Origin of the sequence: Nonomuraea sp. NPDC048901 (assembly GCF_040649695.1) — a bacterium.
GTDB lineage: Bacteria > Actinomycetota > Actinomycetes > Streptosporangiales > Streptosporangiaceae > Nonomuraea.
Genome location: NZ_JBEZFW010000002.1, coordinates 301328 through 318941, shown reverse-complemented (window position 1 = coordinate 318941; position 17614 = coordinate 301328). Strand labels below are relative to the sequence as shown.

At 68.7% G+C, this 17614-nt stretch carries 16 protein-coding genes; 7 read left to right on the top strand and 9 right to left on the bottom strand.

What is annotated here, in order from left to right; translation table 11 throughout:
- Positions 1-38: 38 nt before the first annotated feature.
- Positions 39-485 (bottom strand): MarR family transcriptional regulator, encoded by a 447-nt coding sequence (locus tag AB0C30_RS06540; protein ID WP_357940313.1) that lies wholly within the window; start codon positions 483-485, stop codon positions 39-41.
- A 108-nt stretch (positions 486-593) separates the two neighbouring features.
- Between AB0C30_RS06540 and AB0C30_RS06535 the strand changes: the two genes are divergently transcribed.
- The gene (locus AB0C30_RS06535) at positions 594-968 is read left to right on the top strand and encodes an ester cyclase (protein WP_357940311.1); all 375 of its coding nucleotides are present in this window, start codon (positions 594-596) and stop codon (positions 966-968) included.
- Positions 969-1617: 649 nt separating this feature from the next.
- Here the strand turns inward: AB0C30_RS06535 and AB0C30_RS06530 are convergent.
- The gene (locus AB0C30_RS06530; protein WP_357940309.1) at positions 1618-2421 is read right to left on the bottom strand and encodes an SDR family NAD(P)-dependent oxidoreductase; all 804 of its coding nucleotides are present in this window, start codon (positions 2419-2421) and stop codon (positions 1618-1620) included.
- Positions 2422-2504: 83 nt separating this feature from the next.
- Here AB0C30_RS06530 and AB0C30_RS06525 point away from each other — a divergent pair, with 83 nt between their 5' ends.
- On the top strand, positions 2505-3251 hold the full coding sequence (locus tag AB0C30_RS06525) for a TetR/AcrR family transcriptional regulator (protein ID WP_357940307.1): 747 nt from the start codon (positions 2505-2507) through the stop codon (positions 3249-3251).
- Positions 3252-3634: 383 nt separating this feature from the next.
- Here the strand turns inward: AB0C30_RS06525 and AB0C30_RS06520 are convergent, their stop codons facing one another.
- The gene (locus AB0C30_RS06520; protein WP_357940305.1) at positions 3635-5701 is read right to left on the bottom strand and encodes a DNA topoisomerase IV subunit B; all 2067 of its coding nucleotides are present in this window, start codon (positions 5699-5701) and stop codon (positions 3635-3637) included.
- A gap of 274 nt (positions 5702-5975) precedes the next feature.
- Here AB0C30_RS06520 and AB0C30_RS06515 point away from each other — a divergent pair, with 274 nt between their 5' ends.
- Positions 5976-6206 carry a hypothetical protein gene (locus AB0C30_RS06515; protein ID WP_357940303.1) on the top strand — a complete coding sequence of 77 codons (231 nt, stop codon included), beginning with the start codon at positions 5976-5978 and terminating at the stop codon, positions 6204-6206.
- A 97-nt stretch (positions 6207-6303) separates the two neighbouring features.
- Here AB0C30_RS06515 and AB0C30_RS06510 read toward each other — a convergent pair whose 3' ends face one another.
- A complete protein-coding gene (locus AB0C30_RS06510; RefSeq protein ID WP_357940300.1) occupies positions 6304-6999 on the bottom strand; it encodes a GNAT family N-acetyltransferase in 696 nt (231 codons plus the stop codon).
- Positions 7000-7150: 151 nt separating this feature from the next.
- Between AB0C30_RS06510 and AB0C30_RS06505 the strand changes: the two genes are divergently transcribed.
- Complete coding sequence (locus AB0C30_RS06505; protein ID WP_357940298.1) at positions 7151-7885, top strand: peroxide stress protein YaaA; 735 nt, start codon at positions 7151-7153, stop codon at positions 7883-7885.
- Here the strand turns inward: AB0C30_RS06505 and AB0C30_RS06500 are convergent.
- Positions 7875-8696 (bottom strand): NAD(P)H-binding protein, encoded by an 822-nt coding sequence (locus AB0C30_RS06500; RefSeq protein ID WP_357940296.1) that lies wholly within the window; start codon positions 8694-8696, stop codon positions 7875-7877. The genes AB0C30_RS06505 and AB0C30_RS06500 overlap by 11 nt on opposite strands.
- An 87-nt stretch (positions 8697-8783) precedes the next feature.
- Entirely contained in the window at positions 8784-10190 is a 1407-nt protein-coding gene (locus tag AB0C30_RS06495; RefSeq protein WP_357940294.1) for an MFS transporter, read from the bottom strand.
- A gap of 93 nt (positions 10191-10283) precedes the next feature.
- Between AB0C30_RS06495 and AB0C30_RS06490 the strand changes: the two genes are divergently transcribed.
- Positions 10284-10748: a MarR family transcriptional regulator gene (locus AB0C30_RS06490; RefSeq protein WP_357940292.1), complete on the top strand. Its 465-nt coding sequence runs from the start codon at positions 10284-10286 to the stop codon at positions 10746-10748.
- 58 nt (positions 10749-10806) lie between these two features.
- On the opposite strand, the gene AB0C30_RS06485 is transcribed toward AB0C30_RS06490, so the two are convergent.
- The 3 genes from AB0C30_RS06485 to AB0C30_RS06475 all read right to left on the bottom strand — a co-directional run bounded on the left by AB0C30_RS06485 (position 10807) and on the right by AB0C30_RS06475 (position 15553).
- Positions 10807-12453 (bottom strand): RNA polymerase sigma factor, encoded by a 1647-nt coding sequence (locus tag AB0C30_RS06485; RefSeq protein WP_357940290.1) that lies wholly within the window; start codon positions 12451-12453, stop codon positions 10807-10809.
- 242 nt (positions 12454-12695) lie between these two features.
- On the bottom strand, positions 12696-14789 hold the full coding sequence (locus AB0C30_RS06480; protein ID WP_357940288.1) for a SpoIIE family protein phosphatase: 2094 nt from the start codon (positions 14787-14789) through the stop codon (positions 12696-12698).
- 194 nt (positions 14790-14983) lie between these two features.
- Positions 14984-15553, bottom strand: coding sequence for an HhH-GPD-type base excision DNA repair protein (locus AB0C30_RS06475; protein WP_357940286.1), 570 nt, complete (start codon positions 15551-15553; stop codon positions 14984-14986).
- Positions 15554-15708: 155 nt separating this feature from the next.
- Here AB0C30_RS06475 and AB0C30_RS06470 point away from each other — a divergent pair, with 155 nt between their 5' ends.
- Positions 15709-15933 carry a hypothetical protein gene (locus tag AB0C30_RS06470; protein ID WP_225288959.1) on the top strand — a complete coding sequence of 75 codons (225 nt, stop codon included), beginning with the start codon at positions 15709-15711 and terminating at the stop codon, positions 15931-15933.
- Between the two features lie 123 nt (positions 15934-16056).
- A complete protein-coding gene (locus tag AB0C30_RS06465; RefSeq protein WP_357941466.1) occupies positions 16057-17589 on the top strand; it encodes a hypothetical protein in 1533 nt (510 codons plus the stop codon).
- Positions 17590-17614: the final 25 nt, after the last annotated feature.

The following is a 17614-nucleotide window of genomic DNA, read 5'->3' as shown; positions in this document are numbered from 1 at the left end:
CGGGCTCAGCGTGCCTGGAGGAGTCGAGGGCGGGGGTGTCAGCTCGTCGGGCCGGAGCGCATCTGCTCGACCTCGTCCTGGAACACGGCCTGCGTCTTGTTCATGAAGTCGGTGATCACCTCAAGCTGCTCATCGCTGTAATCACTCAACGAAGCCCGCCACGCCTTGATCAGCGGTGTGAACACCGGCGCCACATCCACCGCCGCCCGCTCCAGCACGAGCGTCACCACGACCTTCCGCCGATCGGCGTCGTCCCGCTCCCGCCGCACATATCCCACTGCTTCGAGCCGATCGATGACCCCGGTGACGGACGCGGTGGTGATCCCGGCCCGCCGCGCCAGTTCGCTGGCCGTCAGGGCTCCTTCACTCAACAGGTTGAGGCAGTGGAGATCGGTGGTGTTGATGCCGATGCGCCCCGCAGCCGCCTGACTCATCGAGACCGAAAGCACGTTGGTCTTGCGCAGCGCTTCGAGCAACGCGGTCACCAAGGTCGCACGTCTTGACATCGCCCACCAAATTCTCTAGCTTTTCAAATATCTAGGAAAACTAGAGATAAGCATCTCTAGCAACTAGCCAATCGGAAGGATATCCCGATGAAGGACGTCGTCATGCGCCTGTACGACGAGGTACTCAACCAGGGCAAGTTGGAGGTAGCCGACGAGATCATCGCCAGCACCCTCTCCACCGCCCCCAACGACCCACCCGGCCCGGAACGCGTCAAGCAGATCTCCACCCACATCCGCTCAGCCCTCCCAGACATGCACTTCGACATCCAGGACATGATCGCAGAAGACAACAAAGTTGCCACCAGGTGGATCTTGAGCGGCACCCACACCGGCACGTTCTTCGGCGTCCCACCAACAAACCAGCCCGTGGAGATCAGGGCCTGCGTCATCTTCGAACTCAAGGACAACCAGATCACCAACCTGTGGCCAGTCCTGGACACCAGCACCTTGCGCCCCACCTGACAACAGACCGAACCCCTCCCCGGTCCCCGCCCGAATCCCGGGCCCCGGGTCTCGCCTGTGTTCCAGCCCCGACACCGGACTGGCCCCCGCCCCGCACCCCGGGCCCCGCCTGCGCCCCAGCCCTGCCCCGGCCTGGTCCTCAGCCCCGGCCTCCGCCCCGGTCCAGCTCCCGGCGCCACCCCTGCCTGCGCCCCCAGCCTGACCTCGGCCCCGGCCCCGGCCTTGGTCCCGGCCTCGGTCCCGGTCTCGGTCGGTCCCGGTCTCATCCCAATCCGGCCCCGCCCCGTCCCAAATCCCATCCGATCCCGATCCCGATCCCGGCCCCGGCCCCGGCCCGGCCCCGATCCCGATTCCGATCCGTGACGTCAGCGGGCACCACCCACGAGGACATCTCCCAGCCGACGTGATGTGGTCGAAACGACCGGACCTGGACGGACCGGATGGGAGCGACCGAGCCTAGACGGAGCAGACCCGGGCTGCGGGGCGCGGGCTAGGCCGGGCGCGCTGAGCGGCCCAGGCTGGGGCGCGATGAGACCGGGCGCGCTGGAACCGGGCGCGCTGGCCGGACCGGGGCCGAGAGGCGCGATCGCTCGGCGTGCCTCGACGCTGACCGACTTGTCAGACCTGGGCCTCAGTCCGCTGTGCACGATCAACGGAATGCCGCCAACGCCACCGGCTGCCACTTCCGCCACGTGGCAAGTCGTTCCTCGTACTCGGCCGCGACCGGCTCCAACGACTTGCCGAAGAAGATCCGCGCCGGCGGGTCGTCGGTGTCGGCCAACTCCAGGATCGGCCCGCGGGTCGCCCTAGGGTCACCGAGGTCCCACGCGATTTCGGCGCCGGCGCGGACCTCGGCGTAGTCCGGGTGCTCGGCACTAGTGCGGACGCTGCCGCCGCCGAAGTCGGTCGAGTACGGGCCGGGCTCCAGGCAGATGACGTCGATGCCGAAGTGCTCGACCTCCTGCCGGAGCGATTCCGACAGCCCTTCCACCGCCCACTTCGACGCGTGGTAGCCGCCGATGCCGGGGAACGCCCGGACGCCGCCCTCGCTGGTGACCTGAATGATCCGGCCGTGACCCTGCGCGCGCAGCACAGGCAGGACCGCCTGCGTCACCCACAGCGTGCCGAAGAAGTTGGTCTCCATCTCGGCGCGGATCTCGGCTTCGGTCAGCTCCTCGACCATGCCGAAGTGACCATAGCCCGCGTTGTTGACCACCACGTCCAGCGCACCGAAGTGCTCGGCCGCCTGCCGCACGGCGGCGAAGACGGCCGCGCGGTCGGTGATGTCGAGCCGCAGCGGAAGTACGGCCTCGCCGTACCGCTCGGCCAGGGGACGCAGGTGGTCAAGGTCGCGCGCGGTGGCGACGACCCGGTCGCCCCGCTCGAGGGCGGCCTCCGCCCACTCACGGCCGAACCCCTTCGACGTGCCGGTGATGAACCACGTCTTGGACAACGCCTTCACCTTCCTCTAGTCGATACGTCTCATAATAACAGTAGCATGGACTGTATTAATTGTGTGTGTAGTATCGTTGCCGCATGGAGGGGCGACGAGATCGGAAGAAGCGGCAGACCCGCGAGCGGATCCAGGCCTCGGCACTGGAGCTGTTCACGTCGCACGGCTACCGCAACACGACCATCGCGGCGATCGCCGAACACGCGGACGTCGCGACGCGGACCGTCACACTGCACTTCGCCACCAAGGAAGACCTGCTGTTCGCGGATGATCCGTTCGCCGCGGCATCGCTGGCAGCGCGCCTGGACACCCGGCCGGGCGCCGCGCTCGACGGCGTCGGTGAGTGGATGCGCGACACGATGCACGCCCTCGACGAACGCGACGCCGACCAGGGCCGCAAGCCGGGCGAGACCTGGTCCCTGCGCATCAAGCGCGCCACCCTGATAGCCGAGGACGAGGATCTCCGCGCCCGTGCCCGCGCGAGCTACTACGAGCTGGAACGCCTGATCGCCGCCGCCGTCGGCAAGGACGTGGGCCTGCCGTCCGACGCGCTGGCGCCGCGCCTGACCGCGTACACCGTGGTGGGCGGCCTGCGCGAGCTGTACATGACCCACGAGGCCCGCCACTGCGACACCGCTACCGAAGCGCTACTTCCCCTGGTCGACCGCGTACTCGATGTCGCACGCACGGGCCTGGCCAAGCTCACGGCCGGTGAGCCCAACCCCACGCCGCTCGTCTTGACGGCCCCGGCGCCTGCCCTGAGGGATGGGCGCAGACAGCCGAGAACGCCGCGAGCCGAAACGAGCCTGGGCGAAGAGCCTGAGGACTGAAACGGCCCTGGGCGTGCTGAGCAGGTCCTGGTGCGCTCTGGAACGGGCCTGAGCGGCCCTGGAGCGTGCTAACCAGGTCCAGGCGTGCCTCAAGACGGGCCTGAGGCGCCAAGTCCTGTTAGAGCGGCCTGAAACGCGGGCCCTGGCGGACTCTCGGGCACCACGGGCCCAACCACACGGAAGCCGCGGTCAATCATGCGCGCGTCACGGCGCCCGACCCGCTCCACCGGAGGAGCGTGCCCCTGGACAGACCCCAGCCCGCTACGGCGTCTGGGGCTCACCGTGCCTGCCGTAAAAGAAAGCCCGTAAAAGAAGGCCCGTAAAAGAAGAGCCCGCGAAAACGGCGCCGAGCAGGCAAAACCGAGCAGACGAAAAGGGGCGTTCTAGGCGTCGATATGGTCGCGGTCGACTTCAGCGGCGCTGCTGACGATGAACTCGCGGCGCGGAGCCACGTCGCTGCCCATCAGCAGGCTGAAGATCCCCTCCGCCGTCTCCGCGTCCTCGATGCGGACGCGGCGCAGGATGCGGTGGCGCGGGTCCATCGTGGTCTCCGCGAGCTGGTCGGCGTCCATCTCGCCCAGACCCTTGTAGCGCTGCACCGGGTCTTTCCAGCGCCGGCCGCGTCGCTCCAGGTCGCGCAGCACCTTCTGCAGCTCGGCGTCGGAGTAGCAGTAGATGTACTTCTCCTTGCCGCGGCCGGGGTTGGTGAGCTCGATGCGGTGCAGCGGCGGGACCGCGGCGAACACCCGGCCCGCCTCGACCATGGGCCGCATGTAGCGGTGGAAGAGGGTCAGCAGCAGGCAGCGGATGTGGGCGCCGTCGACGTCGGCGTCGGCCATCAGGATGACCTTGCCGTAGCGGGCCGCCTCGATGTCGAAGGAGCGGCCGGAGCCCGCGCCGACCACCTGGATGATCGCGGCGCACTCGGCGTTCTTGAGCATGTCGCTCACGGACGCCTTCTGCACGTTGAGGATCTTGCCGCGGATCGGCAGGAGGGCCTGGAACTCCGAGTCGCGGGCCAGCTTGGCGGTGCCCAGCGCGGAGTCGCCCTCGACGATGAACAGCTCGCTGCGGTCGATGTCGTCGCTGCGGCAGTCGACGAGCTTGGCGGGGAGCGCGGAGTTCTCCAGGGCGCTCTTGCGGCGCTGGTTGTCGCGGTGCTCGCGGGCCGCGATGCGGGCCTTGGCCGCGGCGACGATCTTCTCCAGCACGGCGCGCAGGGGCTGCTTGTAGCCGCGCGGCGGGTTGGCGAACAGCTCCTTGAGCTCGCGGGAGACCACGTGGGAGACGATGCGGGTGGCCGCCGAGGTGCCCAGCACCTCCTTGGTCTGGCCCTCGAACTGCGGCTCCGGCACCCGGACCGTGACAACGCCGGTCAGGCCCTCGGAGATGTCCTCCCCCCTGACCGGGTCGTCGCCGTTCTTCAGCAGGCGGGTCTCGCGCAGCAGCTCGTTGATCGTGCGGACCAGGCCGCGTTCGAAGCCGGTGAGGTGGGTGCCGCCCTTGGGGGTGGCGATGACGTTGACGAACGAGCGGATGGTCGAGTCGTAGCCCTTGCCCCAGCGCACGGCCACGTCGACGGTGAGCTCGCGCTGCACCTCGGTGGCCGTCATGTGGCCCTGGTCGTCGAGCACCGGGACGGTCTCGTGGAAGTGGCCGACCCCCTGCAGGCGCAGCACGTCGCAGACGGCCTCGTCGCGGGCCAGGAACTCGGTGAACTCGGAGATTCCCCCGTCGAAGCGGAACTCCTCCTCGACCCGCTCCTCGTGCCTGCTGTCGATCAGGGTCAGGGTCAGGCCGGGCACCAGGAAGGCGGTCTGGCGCAGGCGTACGTGGATCTCGTCGAGCGAGACCTCGGCGTCGGGCAGGAAGATCTGCTTGTCGGCCCAGAACCGAACCCGGGTGCCGGTGGTCCGCTTGGGCAGCTTGCCGCCGTCACGCAGGCCGGACTTCTTCTTGAACTTGGCCTTAGGACCGTCGCCGTCGAAGATGCCGGGCACGCCGCGGCGGAAGCTGATCTCGTGGATCTGGCCGTCACGGTCAACCTCTACGTCGAGGCGCTCGGACAGGGCGTTAACCACGGAGGCGCCCACGCCGTGCAGGCCGCCGGACGCGCCGTAGGAGCCGCCGCCGAACTTTCCGCCCGCGTGGAGCTTGGTGTAAACGAGCTCGACTCCGGCCAGACCGCTCTTGGGCTCGATGTCGACGGGGATGCCGCGGCCGTCGTCGCGCACCTCGATGGAGCCGTCTGGATAGAGCTCCACCTCGATGCGGGTGCAGTGCCCGGCGAGCGCCTCGTCGACGCCGTTGTCGACGATCTCCCAGAGGCAGTGCATGAGCCCGCGGCTGTCGGTTGACCCGATATACATGCCAGGGCGCTTGCGGACCGCTTCCAGCCCCTCAAGCACCGACAGGTGACGAGCCGTGTAACCCGCCTCCACTAGCGTCACTCCGGCTCCCCTGCGTTTAAGCGTCGAACGTCTAAGCGTCGAACTGAGCATCGAACATGTGTGCGTAGCCTATCGTTCTTCCCCTACGCACGCGTACAAGCTTGCCATGACGGCAGGTTTGGTGTTACCAGGCGACGGCTCTCCATCACTTCCGGCCACATTCTGCTCTCGGCGTAGCGGGGCAGTGATTGGGAACGTCCACGTCCGGTTAGATGTTGTCCAAGTGACTGACGCCAGATCCTCGCTTCGGCGGGGGTGACCCGAAAGGCGATACGTGACTGGAGCTCTCGCCCCCGTTAAGCCGCTGACGGCCCTCGACCGTTGCGACCGTTGCGGCGCCCAGGCCTACATTCGCGCGACCCTGCCCGTGGGTGGGGAGCTGCTGTTCTGCGCTCATCACGGGCGTCAGCACATAGCAGCGCTCCGCGATAAGGGCGCCGACATCCTGGACGAGTCTGCTCGGCTCAGCGAAACCCCAACAGTGGCCCCCAACGACGAGCGCTAACCGGCGCTGGTCGTGATGAGATAACAACATATTGCACGGAGCGGAACGGCGATCCCGGCAGGCCCGGGACCGCCGTTTCGTCATGTCTCGGGCCGTCTCATCTCACTCTGTAGTGATAGCGGGCCCGCGCCTCGAAGCCCTCGCTTCGGTACAGGGCCTGAGCCGCCTCGTTCGGCGCGGTGGTCACCAAATAGGCCGTACGCGCCCCGCTACGCCGTACGAGAGCACGCAACACGCTCCTGGCCAGCCCACGGCGGCGAGCCTGGGGCAACGTGGCCATGCAGTAGATCCCGATCGTCTCCCCCTGCGGCACACCCCGGCCCACTGCGACGGCTCGACCGTCCTCCTCGACCGCGGCGTACAAGGCGGGCACCCCTCGGCAGATCCGCTCAGCCACCTCGACACCCTCGGCGTAGCGCCCGTCCACGGCCCACCAGGTCTCCAGCCATCCCGGCCAGGGGCTCTCCTCGACCCGCACCTGACGAACAGGCTCCGGCACGCCGTCCCCCACCATGATCACGGTTGGATCGACGACCCCATATCCCCGGGCGGCCAATTCGTCGTCGAGCCCCGGCATCGCCCCCACCCCAACGGAGAACACGCTCCGCTGCCCCTTCTCGGCGTAGAAGGCCTCGGCCGCCTCGATCGCACCGGCGAGATCGGCGGGCCGTCCCAGGGCGAGCACGGAGTTCGCGCGCTTGGTCACGCCACCGGCGTAGCGAAGGATCCAGCCGTCGTACGTCCGCTGCTCATAGGCAGGCCAGGCTTCATGAACCAGCAAGTCGAAATCCACTCGCGCACCCTACCCAACCAGCGCAGACCTCCCGCGAAGCGGCCAAACCTCGGCGGCCGCATTCCGGCCGGCAGGGCAACCCAGACACAAGCAGTGAGCGGCGGGCGGCAGGCTGTGGGCGGTGGGTGGCGAGCATTGACTATGCTGTGGCGTGCTGATTTTGTTGCCGCCCTCGGAGGGGAAGGCCGGTGAAGGCAGCGGTCCTCCTCTAGGGGATCTTTCGTTCCCCGCCCTGGACAGACCGCGCAAACGCGTACTGACCGCGCTCATGAGAGCGTCCAGACGGCGTGACGCCCTCGACGTCCTCGGTCTGTCGCCCGGCCTGGCAGGCGAACTGGCCAAAAACCTGGAGCTCCAAACCGCTCCGGCCCTCCCGGCGGCCGATCTCTATACCGGCGTCCTGTACGAGAAGCTCGGTCTCGGCACCCTGACGGACGAGGCCAGGAAGCGGGCCGAGGAGTCGGTGCTCATCTTCTCCGGCCTCTGGGGCGTGTTGCGGATCACCGACCGCGTACCTCCGTACCGGCTGTCGATGGGAGTGACTCTGCCGGTGCTGGGCGGGCTGGCCGCGTTCTGGCGGCCAACGGTGTCCAAGGAGCTGGAGCGCCTGGACGGGCTGGTGGTCGATCTGCGTTCGGCCACCTACGCGGGAGCCTGGCAGCCCGGGGAGCGGTCTGTGGCGGTACGGGTGTTCCGCGATGGCAAGGTGGTCAGCCACATGGCGAAGGCGACCCGCGGTGAGATCGCCCGCACCCTGCTGGAGACCGGGGCGGATCCCGCCACACCCGGCGAACTGGCCGCGCTCCTCACCGGCCACGGCCACACGGTCCACCTGATCGAGCCCACCCGGCCCAACCGCCCCTGGACCCTCGACGTCAGCCTGTGAAGTCGCCCAGGTGGTCCGCCGCCCAGGCCGCGAACGTACGGCCGGGGCGGCCGATCAACCGCTCGACATCCGTGGTGATCTCGACCGGCACGCCGTCGTTGGACTGCCACCAGTCCAGCAACGGCTCAGCGAACTGCTCGGGGATGTAGTCGGCCATCTCCGCCTTCCACTCCTCCCGCGTGACGTTCCTGATGGGGATGTCCCTGCCGGTCACGTGGCCGAGGATGCGGATCTGCTCGGCGAAGGTGATCGATTCGGGCCCGGTCAGCAGGTACGGCCGGCCGCCCAGGGCCGGGTCGGCGAGCACAGCGGCGACCGCCTCGGCGATGTCGGCCTCGTGGATACTGTCGTTGTGCGAGTTGGGGTACGGCAGGCTCACCGGCTCGCCGGCCTTGACGGGCCAGGACCAGGCCAGCGCGTTGCCGGCGAACGAGCCCGGACGCAGCAGCGTGCTGCGGACGGGCGCGGCGGTCAGGGCGCGCTCCACGTCCAGGTGGGACTTGGCCAGGGGGCTGGCCTCGGGGTTCGGGCCGAGCACGGAGGAGGACGACAGCAGCACGATGTGCTCGACTCCGGCCTCGGTCGCCTCCTTGACGAAGGCGTCGATGTGCGACGGTTCGGCGTACAGGAAGACCGAGGTGACGCCGGCCAGCGCGGCGGGGAACGTCGCGGGGTCGCTGAGGTCGCACGTGATGATCGACGAGTCACCGGGCTGGCGGGAGGCCGGGCGAACGGGCAGGCCGCGTCGGCGCAGGATGGCGATGAGCTCAGTGGCGACGGCGCCACGAGCACCGGTAACAAGGGTGGTCATATCGGGAAATGCCTTTCTGGGTGATGATTTTGGGCTATGTATGCAGGCCGCTTGGGTCATGCTGCGGCTGAGCTCTGTATGGCGTTCTCAGTGGCGGCGCGGCTGGGCCTTGCGCGGTAGGAGCCACACCAGGCCGCAGCAGGCGATCACGGCGACGACCACGACGAGCAGGCTGCCGGTCGCGGCCTCCATCTGATCGCCGGTACGGAAGTAGACGGTGGTCACGGCCGCGGCGCCGATGGCGTTGGCCAGCTGCTGGACCGCGGAGAGCGACCCGCTGGCGCTGCCGGCCTCGCGCGGGTCGATGTCACCCAGGGTGACGTCATAGATGGTGCCGAAGCAGGTGCCCATGCCCAGCCCGATGACCAGCGCCGCGAGGACGAGCGCCCAGGCGCCGTCCACGACTCCGGAGACGACGGCCAGCAGCCAGCTGGTGCCGATCAGCGCGATGGTCAGGCCGATGGTGATCAGCGTGCGGCCGAGCCGGTCGATGAGCCGGTGGCAGGCCACCGAGGCGATGACGATGCCCACCGCCACCGGGGCCAGGCCGAGCGCCGCCTGTACGGGCGTGAAGCGCAGGCCGTACTGCATGAACAGCACGAGCACGTACAGCAGGCCAGACACGGCCGCGAAGAAGACCATGCCCAGGACCAGGCCGGCGGTGAAGCCGCGGTTGCGCAGGAGCGACGGCTCGATCAGCGGGTTGGTGGCGGTGCGCTGGCGTACGCAGAACAGGCCGAAGAACACCAGCCCACCGGCCAGGCACAGGATCGGGACGAGCGTCCACCCATGGGCCGAGCCGTCGATCAGGCCGTACAGGAGACCCACCATGGTCACCGCCAGCACCCCGGCACCAACGCCGTCCACCCCGGATCCGCTGGAGCGATCACCGGGAGCATCGGCGGGCAGGAGCCGGGAGGCGGCGACGAGCGCGGCGCCCCCGAGCACGATGTTGATCAGGAACATCGCCCGCCACCCCAGCCCGAACAGATCGGCCTCGATCAGAAAGCCCGCCACCACCGGCCCTGCGACCGACGAGACGCCAAGCGCGGGGGCGAACACGCTGAAGGCCTTGCCAAGCTGATCACGGGGAAAGACGGCCCCCAGAATCCCGAACCCCTGGGGGATCATCAGCGCCCCGAACCCGCCCTGCACCAGCCGGGCACCGATGAGCACACCGGGACTGACCGCCAGCCCGCAGGCGACGGACGCGAGCGTGAATCCGGTGATGCCGAGAAGGAAGAGGCGGCGACGGCCGTAGCGGTCACCGAGCCGCCCGCCGACCACCAGCAGGACCCCGAGCGCCAGCGCGTACGCGGCGCCGAGCCACTGGATGAGGGCCGCTCCCCCGCCGAGGTCGGCCGCGATGGTGGGGGCGGCGACGTTGGTGATCGTCGCGTCGAGCAGGTCCAGGACGGCGGCGGCGATGATGACGCCCAGGACGGCCCACCGCCGGTCAACCTGGACGGGTGAGGCGCGGATGAGTGCGGACATGCGGATCCCCTCGATAGAATGCGTACGTGACACAAAGAGTGCGCCACACAAAGATTGTGTGACGCACATAAATATGAGGTACGGAGCAACCTGGTGTCAAACCGAGCGGAAACGCTGAAGCGGATCATCGATGAGAGCCAGCGGCACTATGCGGCATATGTGCTGTTCAATCAGGCGCTGGCCGACCATCTGGGCATTCACCCGACAGACCTGCAGTGCGTGGCGCTGCTGGACCTGGAGACCGGACCGGTGAGCACCGGGGAGATCGCCCGGCTGACGGGGCTGACGCCCGGCTCCGCCACCCGCCTGGTGGACCGGCTGGAGAAGGCCGGTCTCGTCGTACGGCACACCGATCCGGCGGACCGCAGGCGGGCGCTGGTCGCCCTCGCGCCCTCGGCCGAGGCCAGGATCGGGGATGCCTGGGAGACGCCGGGCAAGGCGTTCGCCGAGATGATGGAGACGTTCACAGACGCGGAGCTGGCCGTGATCGCCGACTACCTGCGCCGGGCCAGCGCGGTCGGCCGCGCCCAGGCGGAACGCCTCAACAAAGGGGCATGAACGCCCCTGGCCCCGCACAGCCGGAGCTGTGCGGGGCCAGGGGTGAAACGATCTTCCGTTAGTCCAGGTAGTCGCGCAGCACCTGGGACCGGGACGGGTGACGCAGCTTGGACATCGTCTTCGACTCGATCTGCCGGATGCGCTCACGCGTCACCCCGTAGACCTTGCCGATCTCGTCGAGTGTCTTCGGCTGCCCGTCCGTGAGGCCGAACCGCATCGACACGACGCCCGCTTCCCGCTCCGACAACGTGTCGAGAACGGAGTGCAGCTGCTCCTGGAGCAGCGTGAAGCTGACGGCGTCGGCCGGCACGATGGCCTCGGAGTCCTCGATGAGGTCACCGAACTCGCTGTCGCCCTCCTCACCGAGGGGGGTGTGCAGCGAGATGGGCTCGCGACCGTATTTCTGGACCTCGACCACCTTCTCGGGGGTCATGTCCAGCTCGCGGGCCAGCTCTTCCGGCGTGGGCTCCCGGCCGAGGTCCTGCAGCATCTGCCGCTGAACCCGGGCCAGCTTGTTGATCACTTCGACCATGTGGACCGGGATGCGGATGGTCCGCGCCTGGTCGGCCATGGCGCGGGTGATCGCCTGCCGGATCCACCACGTGGCGTAGGTGGAGAACTTGTAGCCCTTGGTGTAGTCGAACTTCTCGACCGCGCGGATCAGGCCGAGGTTGCCCTCCTGGATCAGGTCCAGGAACAGCATGCCGCGTCCGGTGTAGCGCTTGGCCAGCGAGACCACCAGACGGAGGTTGGCCTCCAGCAGGTGGTTCTTGGCCCGGCGGCCGTCCTCGGCGATCCACTCGAGCTCGGCCCGGACGTCGACCGGCAGACCCTCGGTCTCGCCGCCGCCCAGCTGCTCCTCGGCGAACAGTCCCGCCTCGATGCGCTTGGCCAGCTCGACCTCCTGCTCGGCGTTGAGCAGGGGGACCTTGCCGATCTGCTTGAGGTAGTCCTTGACCGGGTCGGCGGTGGCGCCGGCGGCGGCCACCTGCGCGACCGGCGCGTCATCGTCGTCGTCGGAGAGGATGAGGACTTCGTCCTCGGTCTTCTCCGTGGCGGCGACGGCTGCCACGTCGGCGGCCTTGGGCTCGTCCTCGGTGTCGTCGTCGGAGTCGCCCTCGGAGTCGGAGTCGTCCGCGGCGACGATCTCCTCGTCCTCGACCTCGATGTCTTCGAGGTCCTCGAGCTCGACGTCTCCCTCGAGCTCGATGTCCTCGTCGTCGTCGACGCCCTCAGGGCTCTTCGGCTTGGTCTCGGCAGGCCCAGCGCTCTTCGGCTCGGCCTTCTTGGCGGGCACGGCCGCCTTCTTCGCCGCCGGAGCGGCCTTCTTGGCGGGAGCCGCCTTCTTGGGGGCGGGCTCGGCTTCAACGGCGCCCACGACCGCGGTCACGGTCTCAGGCTGCTGCTCTTTGGCGGCCGCTGCGGCCTTGGTCTTGACGGGGGCAGCGGTACGGCGCTTTGCTGGACCACGAGACTTTTTCGGCGCAGCCGAATCCGCGGCGGTCACCACCACGGTCACGCCCTCTTTACTGAGGTTCCGCAAAAATGCGGCGGCGTGCGACATGGGGATGTCCGCCTCCTCGAAGGCCTGACGGACATCCTCAGACTCGAGGAAACCCTGCGAGCGCCCACGCTCGAGCAGTCGCTGAATGACGGGCTCGTTCAGCTCTTGTGGCTTCGAGCGAGTCGAACTTGCAGGCGACACGAACACCTCTCGAACGAACGCGTGGCGACTATGGACCCAGATACCCGCTGGGGGGCTGTTGCCTCTCTCGGAGAACGGTGCGGCCGTGCGGATCGCGACGGACCTGTCCAGCATTCTGGCACGACCACGCACTCCATACGGCCACCTCCCGGCGGTTGACCTCCACCCTAGGCCGACCCAGACAGTAGTGCGTACGTAAGCGCGGCACTGATACCCGAAAGCAACCCTTATGACTGATTCATTCAGTCACTCTTCGTGGCGGGCGGCACATGGATAGCCAGGGCGGTAACGTCATCATCCTGTTCATATCCAGACAACATCCGGTCAACCAGGAAATCCAGCAACATGTGCGGACTACTGACCACCTCAGGCGGCGCTTCGGTCACAACACTGCAAAGCTCTGCGAGTCCTGCGTCCAAACCGCGTTTCCGGTTCTCCACCAAGCCGTCTGAGTAGAGCACGGCGGTGTGTCCCGGCGGCACCACGAACCGGAACTGCCGGCGGCTGGTCGGCCAGCCCAGCGGCGTGCCCGGCTCCACGTCGCCCAGGACCGCGGTGCCCTGCGGGGAGACCAGGACGGGCGGCGGATGGCCCGCCAGGGCCAGCGTGCCCTCGCCGGTGACGGGCTCGACCACCATGTAGGCGAGGGTCGTGACCTGCTCTTCTTCCTCGGTGGCGTCGAAGACCCGGTCGAGGCCGGTGAGCACGGCCGCGGGCGGCGGGTTGGTCAGCGCCAGGGCGCGCATGGCGTTGCGGATGCGGCCCATGCCCGCCGCGGCCTTGACGCCCTTGCCCATGACGTCGCCCACGACCGCCGCGACCCGGCCGTCCTGCAGCACGAACGCGTCGTACCAGTCGCCGCCGACCTGCACGTGACGGCTGCCCGAGCGGAACCGCTGGGCCAGCACCAGGCCCTTGACCACCGGCAGGCGGTCGGGCAGCAGGCTGCGCTGGAGCGTCTCGGCGGTGCGGTGCTCGCGTTCGAACAGCGTGGCCCGCTCCACGGCGAGCGCGCACTGCCCGGCGAGCGCCTCCAGGAAGACGCCGTCCTCCTGGGAGATCTTCTGCGGTCTGGTGAAGGAGAAGCGCAACGCGCCCAGCGCCCGCCCGGCCGCCAGCAACGGCAGGCCGACCCAGGCCCGCTCGTCACTGTGCGTGAGATAATTGGTCAGCACCTGCTCGTCGCCACCGGCTTCGAGAAGCTGGGATTTCAGCCTGTCGGGCGACTCGGCGAAGACCGGACGGCGGCTGTTGACCGCCATCGTCATCACGCTGGAGGAGGAGAGCGGGATCTCCTCGCCGAGCGTGTCGGACGCCTCGGGAACGCCCTCGCCGTTGATCAGCTTGAGCGCGGCACGGTCGGGGTCGAGCAGCGCGACCGCGGAACGGTCGGCGGCCAGGGCGGTGCGGCCGACGTCGATGATGACCTGCACCACCTGCTCGACGGTGAGCGCCTCGGCCAGCTGGGCGGTGGCGCCCTGCAGCCGCGCGGTGCGCAGGGCCGCGGCGCCGAGCTGGTCGGTCAGCCTGCCGCGCATCTCCTCGGCCTCGCGCTGCGGCGTCACGTCGGTGTTGGCGCCGACCCACTCCACGACCCTGCCGTGCCTGATGATGGGCACGGCCCGCACCTCGAAGTGGCGGTAACCGCTGGCCCGGGTGCGCACGCGGTAGTTCCACTCGAACATGGTGCGGCCGCGCAGCGCCTCCTTCCAGGCTTCCTCGGTCTGCTGGCGCTCCTCCGGATGCACGGCCTCCAGCCAGCCCAGGGCGAGGTATTCCTCCAGCCCCTGGCCGGTGATGGCGCGCCACTGCGGCGCGTCCTCCACCACCGTACCGGTCGGCGAGGTGATCCAGACGAGCTGTGACTGCGCCTCGACCAGCGAGCGGTAGCGCTCCTCGCTGCGGCGCAGGTCCTCTTCGACCTGGCGGCTCTCGGTCACGTCGAGGCCGATGAGCGCGATCGCCCGCAACTCGCCCGCGTCGTCGTGGACCGGCGAGAACGACAGCGACCAGTGCCTGGTCTCCCCCTCGGATGAGCGCACGCGTACGCGGCTCTCGGTGACCGGAGAGTCGCTCTCGGTGACGGCCTGGACCGCATGGGTGATGAGCTGGCTGAGGTCGGCCGTCAGCGTCTCGGCGGGCGCGCGGCCGACCAGCCGCTCGGCGGGTACGCCGACGACCTCGGTGAACACGTCGTTGACCAGTTGTACGTGGCCGGCGGCGTCGAAGAACGCGAAGGCGAACTCCGCCTCCGACAGCATGCCCTTGAAGAGGGCGGAGTCTGAGATGTCCACATCCGACTCCCGGGGACGGGGAACGGAGGTCTCGGCGCTCATGGTCGGCACCTCCGTCGCGTGCCAGGGTCTCCCACGCGGCACATCTCCATAACTGTGTATCGGCGTAGCGCAGCTCCGGGCGACCGGATTCTGCAGTACATCATCGGCGATGGGCAGGCGCGGACGGAAGCCCCGGCCGCCATACGGTCAACGCATCCTGTCAAAATCGCTCCACGTTGCGCAGCAAGATCAGGCTACTTGGCCTTGGCCGCGCGCTTGGCCTCCTGCTTGGCGGCCCGAACGCGACCCAGTGTGTCGGCGTCGACCACATCCGCTACCGAACGCAACGACCCCTCCTCGCCATAGGGTCCAGCCGCCTCGCGCCATCCTGGCGGTTGAACCCCCATTTGCTTGCCGAGCAATGCCAAAAATATCTGAGCCTTCTGCTTGCCGAAGCCGGGAAGTCCCAGGAGCCGGTTGAGCAACTCTTTGCCGTCGGCGACGTCACTCCAGACCCGCTCGGGATTGCCGTCGTAGTGCTCCACAAGGTAGGCGGCCAGCTGCTGGACCCGGTCCGCCATCGCCTTGGGGTAGCGGTGCACGGCCGGCTTGGCGGCCAGCAGCGCGGCGAACTCCTCGGGATCACGAGCCGCGATCTCCTCCGCGGTGAGGTCGTGCCCGAGGCGTTCGGAGATGGTGTGAGGCCCCGTGAACGCCCATTCCATCGGGATCTGCTGATCGAGCAGCATGCCGACGAGCAGGGCGAGCGGGCTTCGGCCGAGGAGATCGTCGGCTTCCGTCCGCTGGGCGAGCTGGATGCGCATGGGAACAGCTTCGCACGAATGCGGTTCCGAAGAAGCGAACACAAGCGTTGTGGAGGCTTGACACTCAGCCGAGAAAAGATGAAATGGGAGCGCAAGTCGCCCTGCATCCATTCCCTGGGGGTTTGCCCCGGGGGCTCCAGAGGAATCTCACATCTATGCTCGCTCTGGCCACACGCTTCCTACGGGAGCCGGTCAGTCTCAGGCTGGCCGAAGAGTTCCTGACCATACCCGTGGACACCATCGACCGTTGCGTGTCCGACGTCTGCGCCTGCGCGCAGCACCTCGGCATCTCCCCGACGCCCGATGTCATCGAACGCATCGCCCGCGAACATCTACTGGCGATCGTGAACTCCGCACCGCCGCCCCGGACTCCCCGATAACATCGGGGTCACCAGGCCGCGTTCTACGCACCGTTTCGGCCTGGAATGCGAGAGAGTGAGGGCGTGCGCCGACACCGACGAGATCCCCGGGAGAGCACCCCACCAGACGATGTGTTCAAGGAGATGGTGCAGGCGGCTCGCGAGCTTCTGGCCGTGCGCAGCCCTCTTGACGCGGAGCTGATGGTCTCCGACATGATCGGAGCCTGGTGGGGCAGGCGCGTCAGGGGTGGTGATGTCGAACAGGTACTCGGCGAGGGTCTGGTCGACTACGCCGCCAAGGCCGGCACTCCGGCGTCGCTGACGCTGCTCATCTGCCTGGCCTATCTCGGCACGGCCCGCCAGGGTGCCAAGGCGGAGGGCGCGGCGCTGGCGATGATGGAATCGGGCGTGGCCCGGCCCGGCTGGGCCGACCGGGTGGGCGCGGTCAAGCCGACCGGCTGCTACGTCTCCCGCGACGCCTACGGCGACCAGGACACCGTGATCTGCACGTTCGGCTACCGCTGGAGCGAGGGCCCCCGCGACGAGCAGGCGGGCGGCGAGACGCCGGTGACCTTCGAGCGCGAGCAGGACCGGCACGCGCTGGTCATGGTCGTCGACCACAACATGTCGGGCATGGCGCGCGACGCCTGGGTCTCCTCCCAGGTCGACACACTGCTGGACAAGGCACGGGTCGAGGCGGCCGGCAACCCGATGCTGCTGTTCGAGGAGATCGAGCCCCAGCAGGCCAGGGCGCTGCTGGAGTCGGCCATGAAGGCCACCAGGGAGCCGAAGACCCCGCCGCCGGTCAGCGACAGCTACAGCGCCTACCACGCCTTCGCCCGCGCCCGGCTCAAGGCCCTCCCGCCGGGCCGCAAGCGCCCCGCCCCCCTGCACATCGAGGCTCCCTACAGCCGCGAGCGGCGGGCGATGCTGGCCGCGGAGTTCCTCGCCTCCGACGCGGCCGAGCACCTGTCCGACCCGTCGGCGGCCTCGCGGTGCGCCGACCACATCATCGACTACGGCTGCGAGCAGGACTTCAACCGGCCGCTGCGGGTGAGCCCGACCAAGTGCGAGACGTTCCTGCTCGACTGGCTGCCGCGCAAGGTGATGTTAAGCGTGGCCGAACAGGAGGCCATGCCGCACGTACTGTCGGCGTGGATCCGCTTCGCCGCCCGCCGCACCGGCCTGCCCGACACGGGGCTCAAGGACACGCTGGACGCCGTGTGGGAGGCGACCGGCAAGTTCCCGGAGGCGTACCGGGATCCGACCTCGTTCGGCCTGGACCGGCCGCTGCTGGAGCGGCTGCTGCCGGACGGCGACCTGTCGGCGCTGGCCAGGCGGGCCTTCGCGTTCCCGTTCCTGCAGGGCGTGCACGGCGGCATCGACCTGGACGCGCTCAACCCGGCCGACGAGGCCGACCGGCGCACGCTCCTGGAGATCGACCACGTCGGCGCCATCGACGAGGAGCACCTGGCCTGGCACGAGGAGATCGCCGCGCGGCTGTGGGACGGGGACCCGCCGCAGCTGTGGGAGGCGGCCCAGCGGCTGCTCGACCTCGGCCACGACCGCCACGACGTGCTGCACGTGCTCATCGAGATCGCCGAGCGAATCGGCGGCGACCCGGACGAACTCGCCTCCGCCCTCGACGACATCGCCGACATCCCTGACGAGATCTAGCGCGATGTACGCCCGCCGCGCCCGC

Coding starts and splice junctions, on each gene's coding strand:
- AB0C30_RS06500 (WP_357940296.1), bottom strand. CDS start 8,696: ATGACCACCCTTGTTACCGGTGCTCGTGGCGCCGTCGCCACTGAGCTC.
- AB0C30_RS06525 (WP_357940307.1), top strand. CDS start 2,505: ATGGAGGGGCGACGAGATCGGAAGAAGCGGCAGACCCGCGAGCGGATC.
- AB0C30_RS06495 (WP_357940294.1), bottom strand. CDS start 10,190: ATGTCCGCACTCATCCGCGCCTCACCCGTCCAGGTTGACCGGCGGTGG.
- AB0C30_RS06535 (WP_357940311.1), top strand. CDS start 594: ATGAAGGACGTCGTCATGCGCCTGTACGACGAGGTACTCAACCAGGGC.
- AB0C30_RS06480 (WP_357940288.1), bottom strand. CDS start 14,789: ATGAGCGCCGAGACCTCCGTTCCCCGTCCCCGGGAGTCGGATGTGGAC.
- AB0C30_RS06470 (WP_225288959.1), top strand. CDS start 15,709: ATGCTCGCTCTGGCCACACGCTTCCTACGGGAGCCGGTCAGTCTCAGG.
- AB0C30_RS06465 (WP_357941466.1), top strand. CDS start 16,057: ATGGTGCAGGCGGCTCGCGAGCTTCTGGCCGTGCGCAGCCCTCTTGAC.
- AB0C30_RS06475 (WP_357940286.1), bottom strand. CDS start 15,553: ATGCGCATCCAGCTCGCCCAGCGGACGGAAGCCGACGATCTCCTCGGC.